The sequence below is a fragment of the Liquorilactobacillus ghanensis DSM 18630 genome (assembly GCF_001435235.1).
GTDB lineage: Bacteria > Bacillota > Bacilli > Lactobacillales > Lactobacillaceae > Liquorilactobacillus > Liquorilactobacillus ghanensis.
The window spans coordinates 22,908-29,518 of record NZ_AZGB01000011.1 but is presented as its reverse complement, the minus strand read 5'-3'; the positions used below and the strand labels follow the sequence as shown (position 1 = coordinate 29,518).

5 protein-coding genes are annotated in these 6,611 nt (G+C 35.9%); 2 read left to right on the top strand and 3 right to left on the bottom strand.

Translation table 11 applies throughout. From position 1 onward, the window contains the following. Nucleotides 1-236: 236 nt before the first annotated feature. The 3 genes from FC89_RS04130 to FC89_RS04120 form a co-directional block, all read right to left on the bottom strand. Complete coding sequence (locus tag FC89_RS04130; RefSeq protein ID WP_057871289.1) at nt 237-3,089, bottom strand: YfhO family protein; 2,853 nt, start codon at nt 3,087-3,089, stop codon at nt 237-239. 84 nt (nt 3,090-3,173) lie between these two features. Beyond that, nucleotides 3,174-4,106 carry a glycosyltransferase family 2 protein gene (locus FC89_RS04125; RefSeq protein ID WP_057871288.1) on the bottom strand — a complete coding sequence of 311 codons (933 nt, stop codon included), beginning with the start codon at nt 4,104-4,106 and terminating at the stop codon, nt 3,174-3,176. A gap of 21 nt (nt 4,107-4,127) precedes the next feature. Next, nucleotides 4,128-4,589 carry a flavodoxin gene (locus FC89_RS04120; RefSeq protein WP_057871287.1) on the bottom strand — a complete coding sequence of 154 codons (462 nt, stop codon included), beginning with the start codon at nt 4,587-4,589 and terminating at the stop codon, nt 4,128-4,130. A gap of 159 nt (nt 4,590-4,748) precedes the next feature. Here FC89_RS04120 and map point away from each other — a divergent pair, with 159 nt between their 5' ends. Both map and galU read left to right on the top strand, forming a co-directional pair. Then, complete coding sequence (map, locus tag FC89_RS04115; protein WP_057871286.1) at nt 4,749-5,540, top strand: type I methionyl aminopeptidase; 792 nt, start codon at nt 4,749-4,751, stop codon at nt 5,538-5,540. Nucleotides 5,541-5,638: 98 nt separating this feature from the next. Continuing rightward, a complete protein-coding gene (gene galU / locus FC89_RS04110; protein ID WP_057871285.1) occupies nt 5,639-6,511 on the top strand; it encodes a UTP--glucose-1-phosphate uridylyltransferase GalU in 873 nt (290 codons plus the stop codon). Nucleotides 6,512-6,611 lie beyond the last annotated feature (100 nt).

Here is a 6,611-nt window from a genome sequence, read left to right as displayed (position 1 = left end):
TCAAATGAGATCAATTGGTCATTTTTTTGAACGGTCGATTATTAGGTGCTTACTTTTTAACGGTCTGTTATTGGGTGCTTACGAAATAACCGGTCATGGTGTTAAAGCTTTTTTGCAAATGAAAATGCTAATAAATAATAAGCTGCTTATCTTTATTCAAATAAGGATAAGCAGCTTTTGATGTTGAAGCTTATTAAATTTGCCAATAGGCTAGTTAATATTTCGTGAATTATTAATTATGATCTAGCAATCAGGTTCCAGCAGGATTTTAACAGCAGGAATAATAATAACTGAATTAACCCCAGCAGACTTAGCCAGGCAGCTAGTTTTAATCCCGGTGTTTGATATTTAAAAACAATCTGGTGCGAGCCGGTTGTTAAATGCAATCCTAAAAAGGCTTGATTAGTTTTTAAAACTTTAACCGGCTTGCCATCAACACTTGCATGCCACCCTGAAGAATAGGGAATTGATGAAGTTAAAATTCCGGCTTGGGTTGTTTTAATGTTGCCTGATACTTGATTGGTAGTAAATTTTAAATTCTTCAGGCGATTTTTTTGTATTTGCTGGACTTGTTTTGTATAGTTATTGCTGATTTTCACAGCTGTTATTTTAAGTTTAAAATGATAATAACCTAATTTGGAAAGATTTAGTGTTAGGGTCTGCGGAAAATCTTTTTGGAAATAGCCCAGATTTAAGACGCCACCAGTTACAGTTTTATAAAATGACAACTGATCTTGTTGTGGCTGTGACAAACTTTCGCTACTTAAAGGAGAACTAATAGTCAGTTTGAAACTATTATCAGGTGTTCCTTGTAAAATATGGTAGCGTAAATAACGATAATGTTCTAATTGATTATTCGTTGATAAAATGCCGGTATTAGCAGAAGTCTGCTGATGAAGTTCTTCTAGTTTAACTTGCTGATTTAAGGTCAATGGTTGGTATTTTAAATCGGAAACTTCCAGCTGAAGTTCAACATTTTTCAATGATTGTGTTGGTTTTAAGAGCAATTGATAAGTTTCTGCGCTATCAAACTTTTTTAACTGCTGGGAATTGATCAAATTTCCACGACTGGAAATCAGCTGGTAATCGATTGTTTGTTTTTTATCATCAGTAACTTTGGCCGACTTTAAGCCGTAACTTTTGGATGAATAAACACCAGCAGCTAATGCTTGTTCCTTTTGGGTAGCTGAAAGCTGGGAATAATTTTTGGATGTAAAGACTTTATTTTGCCAATAGATTAAAGGAAAAGCATTTTGTGTAACATACCGTTCAGTTTGATTATTAAGCTTGCTGTCTTGATTAGCATCTGTTAATTGATCTGATACACGATCAAGTTGGTATCCAGCTGGAATTTTCTGATCATTTTTCTGATTCTTTTTTACAAATAAGTATTTAACACCCAGAAAATTGTTTAGAATTGTTCGATCATCAACTTGAGCCAGCGGAATATTAGCTTCATATTGGTTAATACCTAAAGAGTTTGCCCATTCCCCCAGATATTTGTTTTGCAAAGAATAATAAGAACTGATGGAATTTAATTTACTGGGAACAGCATTGTACATATGAACACCATTTCCCAAATAATAATTTTGACTGATAGTTGAAACGCGGTAGCCTTTGCCGGTTAATTTGTGATCTAAATCAGCATAGCGTTCGCTAACTAATTTTTGAAAACCATCAGTCGGGAGCATTTCATTAGAGTAACCACCATTATATGGTGCTTCAAAGTAAATAGCATTACCGATGACATTCAATAAGATTGATCCAACAAAAATTATTTTTGTTAACCGTACAGGAATCTTTTGGTGGACTGCTGTTGAAATTAAAAAATAACTCAAAAATAAAAAAATTAAGGGGATAAATAAGCGTTCATTATTCTGAAAATAATAACTGACAGCTAACCAAACACTATAAATCAATAAACACCCCGTAAAAATTTTTAGAATTTTGGGGGTAATTTGATTTAAATGCTCAATCGTAATGGCCACAGCTAAGGCTACCGGAAGACACAACATTAGCGTCCAACGATTGGAAGGAGATAAGAAACCATTTAAGCTGGCACCAGCCGCCGGTAGTAGTAAAAATAAGCCACTTAAAATAAAGCTGCTAACGATCACTGGGTAGCGGCGTGTCTTAATAAAGATAAAGATGATGGCAAAAAAAGTGAAACTAGCAAAACCTAAAGCACTCCAAAAATAAAAATCACGATTACCGCCATTGATCAGCTGCGATGGCAGTGCAATATAGTAATAAAGCGGATAAAGCTTTAAACCATTGGCAAATGGACCATTGCTGCGAGTTGAGTTTTGCACGGCTAAGACTTCTGGCAACCAGACAACTGCGGTAATTAACAGGCTGGCCAAGCTGCTGTAAGCTAGTTTGCCAAGTGTTCGCCAAAAGGGTATCCGTTTGCGGTAGTTAAACCAGTAACGCAAACACAAAAAGATAAAACTGCCAATACCTAAAATATAAGCGAAATAAAAGTTACTAAAGAGCATCCAGCTAAACATTAAAATTAAGCTGATTACCGACTTGCCTTGTAAAACTTTTTCGATAGCTAGCAGCAGTAACGGAAAAATAATAAATGGCAGAGTAAAAAAAGGTTGTGCAACATTTGAGTAGAGTAAAAAAGCATTAAACAAATAAACCAGGGTACCAGCTAAAATTGCTGGCTGTTTTAAATCAAAATGATCAGCAAAAAAACAAAAAGCTAATCCAGCACAATATAATCTAAGGACTATTAGAATTTGGTAGGCTAAAACAATTTTAGTGGCTGGAAATAGTAATACCAAGTAATTGAAAATGTCACCAATGGTATAATATGCAAAAATTTGGTATAAATCGTTACCCAGGCCCATTTTCCAAGACCATTGTTGAATGGGACTGAAAGGATGCTGCCAGCGAAAAACTAAAAATTTGCGAAAGGCTTGTAATAGTGGTAAGTGCTGTTGTGCACCGTCAAGCCGCCAAATCAAAGCATGACCGGTTAAAAAATAAGTTCCGTAGACAAAGATAGCAACGAAACAAAAAATTAAACTGTAATTTAAATATAATTTTAAATTTTTTTCTTTTTTAAAGACAATCGGCAAAGAAAAACCTCCTTACTTCAACTATGCTATTGTAACTTAAAGCGGCATAATTGCGAAGTAAGGAGAGAAAAGTTTATTGTTATTTTATTTTTTTTCTTGAATCAAGTAGATTGGTCGATGTTTGACCTCTAAGAATATTTTACCAATATATTTGCCAACAATTCCTAAGCAGAAAAGCTGGATACCACCAACAAATAAAATAAAGCAAACCAACGATGGCCAACCAGCTGTTGGATCACCATATACTAAAGCCCGAAAAATAATCCAGATAATAGCAATACCTGATCCAATACAAGAAAACAGACCAACGATAGCAGAAATATCCAGTGGAATTTCAGAAAAAGCTACAATTCCATCAATTGAATATTTAAATAAACTCCAAAAATTCCAGCTGGTTTGACCAGCCTGTCGTTCAACATTGGGATATTCAAGGTAGGTTGTTCGAAAACCCACCCAACTAAAAATACCCTTTGAAAATCGATTATATTCTTGCATTGACAAAATAGCATTGATCATTTGGCGGTTCATCATACGAAAGTCGCGGGCACCGTCAATGATTGGAGTATCAGAAATTCGATTGATGAGTCGATAAAACAGTTTAGCAAAAAAAGAACGGATCGGTGGTTCATTTTTTCGATTTGTCCGGCGAGTACCTACGCAGTCATATTTGCCGCTTCGAATCAGCTGCAGCATTTGTGGTAATAGTTCTGGTGGATCTTGTAAGTCGACATCCATAACAACAACTAAGTCACCGGTTGCTTGCTGCAGTCCACAAAAAAGACCAGCTTCTTTACCGAAGTTACGTGAAAAAGAAGCATAGTGGACATGCTGTGGATCTAGTTGATTTAATTTACGTAATTCGGTTAGAGTTTGATCTTGCGAACCGTCATTAATAAACCAATATTCTAATTCAATTTGTTCTAATTGCGGCTGAATCTGTTGAACGGCTTGGTAAAAAAGCGGAATTGCTGCTTCCTCATTATAACAAGGAACAATTATTGACAATTTTTCAGGCATTATTGCTCTCCCTTTTAAAAATTATGAATGTGATTTTTCGTAAGTTGCAACTAGTTGATCAGCAAAGTCAGTTAATTTTTGAATATCTTCATCTGAGTCGGGAGCTAAATTAATTTTAACTGCTGGGGCACCAGATACTGCACCGGCTTTTTCAAATGCTTTAGCAAAATCATCAACAGCTGTACAGAAATATTCACCGTAAAACGTGTCTCCGGATCCGGCAACACCAAAAATTTTCCCCTTTAAATCCATTTCATTTAAATCATCGTAAAAATCCATACCTTCATCAGGTAATGCGCCTTCATCATAGGTATACGGGGTAACAACACATAAATCAACATCTTCAAAATCAGCAGCATCGCATTGTGAAATTTCGTCAGTTTCAACCTCAACACCTTTTTTTTCGAGTTCTTCTGAAATAATATCAGCTACATCCTCGTTGTTACCAGTAATTGAAGCAAAAACCACTTTAGCTTTAACCAACTTAAATCATCCTTTCTATAAATCTTTCACTCAATTATAACAAAATAGATACAATGTTGGGTAAGATAATGGGTAAAAAGATTTAAGATGGAAGTAAATCTGCTCTAACTTTAATTTATAGGTTATAATGATTATTGAATACTAATTGGAGGCATTTAAATGATTACATTAAAGTCACCACGGGAAATTAAAGAAATGGCAAAATCGGGGGCTATTTTGGCAGGAATGCATCGCGGGTTGCGTAAAATAATTAAACCGGGAATTTCAAGTTGGGAAATTGAACTGTTTGCACGGAAATATTATAAAGAACATGATGCAATTGCTGCTCAAATTGGTTTTGAAGGCTATAAGTATGCAACGTGTGTCAGCATTAACGATGAGATTTGTCACGGATTTCCGCGCAAAGATTTAATTTTAAAAGACGGTGATCTGCTTAAAGTTGATACAGTGGTTGATTATCATGGAGCAATGAGTGATTCATGCTGGAGCTATGCAGTTGGTAAATCAACACCAGAAGTTGATAAACTAATGGCAGTTACTAAAAAGGCCTTGTACTTAGGAATTGACCAAGCTCAAGTCGGCAATCGTCTGGGTGACATTGGAGCAGCAATTCAGCATTATACGGAAGATGAAAATGGATATGGCGATGTTCGCGAATTTGTCGGTCACGGTATTGGACCAACAATGCACGAAAGCCCAAATGTTCCGCATTATGGTGAAGCCGGTCACGGATTACGGCTGCGTGCTGGGATGACAATTACAATTGAACCAATGATCAATGCGGGAACTTGGAAAGCTGAAATGGATGATCCGAATGGCTGGACTGCTAGAACTGCAGATGGCAGTTTGTCTTGTCAATATGAGCATACTTTAGTAATTACCGATGATGGTCCTAAAATATTGACTTCGCAGGATCCAGAATTTGATCAAAAATATTTGTTGAATGATTAAGAGCAACTTAAAAAATTTAAAGCCAACGTTTTTTTTCAGTTATAAATCGTGATATAATACTTTTGTTCTGTTAAGAAGCGATAAAGGAGTTTTTTAAAATGAGAGTAAGAAAAGCAGTTATACCGGCAGCGGGTCTGGGAACTCGTTTTTTGCCGGCAACTAAAGCTTTAGCTAAAGAGATGTTTCCAATTATTGATAAACCGACAATTCAGTTTATCGTTGAAGAAGCAAGAAAATCAGGAATCGAAGATATTTTAGTAGTTACTGGCAAGGGTAAGCGGTCAATCGAAGATCATTTTGATTCTGTACCTGAATTGGAACAAAACTTGAAAGAAAAAGGAAAAACAGACTTATTAAAATTAGTTGAACAAACAACTGATATTAATTTGTACTTTATTCGCCAGCCACACCCTAAAGGGTTAGGTGATGCTGTCTTAATGGCAAAGGATTTTGTCGGCAATGAACCTTTTGTGGTAATGCTGGGTGATGATTTAATGCGTGATCGGGTACCATTAACCAAACAGCTGATTAACCGTTATGAACAGACACATGCTTCCACTTTGGCAGTTATGCGGGTACCACATGATCAAGTTTACAAATATGGTGTAATTGATCCTGGTTCAGAGACTAGCCAAGGGTTATATGATGTAAAAAAATTTGTTGAGAAGCCACCGGTTGCCAAAGCCCCAAGTGATTTGGCAATTATCGGTCGTTATCTCTTGACTCCTGAAATTTTCGGTATGCTGGAAACACAAAAAGTGGGTGCTGGCAACGAAATTCAGTTGACTGACGCAATTGATCGTTTAAATAAAATTCAACGGGTGTTTGCCCATGAATTTAAAGGCGAAAGATTTGATGTTGGTTATAAATTTGGTTTTCTTAAAACTTCGATCGAGTTTGGATTGGATCATCCAGAAGTAAAAGACGATTTGAAAGCATATATTAAAGAACTGGCTAAAAACCTGAAATAATTAGTGCCATCTGAGGGCTGCAGTAAAACTTTGATTTTGCTGCGGTCTTTTTTTATGATATCTGTTCATTGAAATAAATTTAACTTGAAATTAAGACAGT

Bases quoted from the DNA above. Each gene is read 5' to 3' on its own strand.
- map (WP_057871286.1), top strand. From the start codon at position 4,749: ATGATTACATTAAAGTCACCACGGGAAATTAAAGAAATGGCAAAATCG.
- FC89_RS04125 (WP_057871288.1), bottom strand. From the start codon at position 4,106: ATGCCTGAAAAATTGTCAATAATTGTTCCTTGTTATAATGAGGAAGCA.
- galU (WP_057871285.1), top strand. From the start codon at position 5,639: ATGAGAGTAAGAAAAGCAGTTATACCGGCAGCGGGTCTGGGAACTCGT.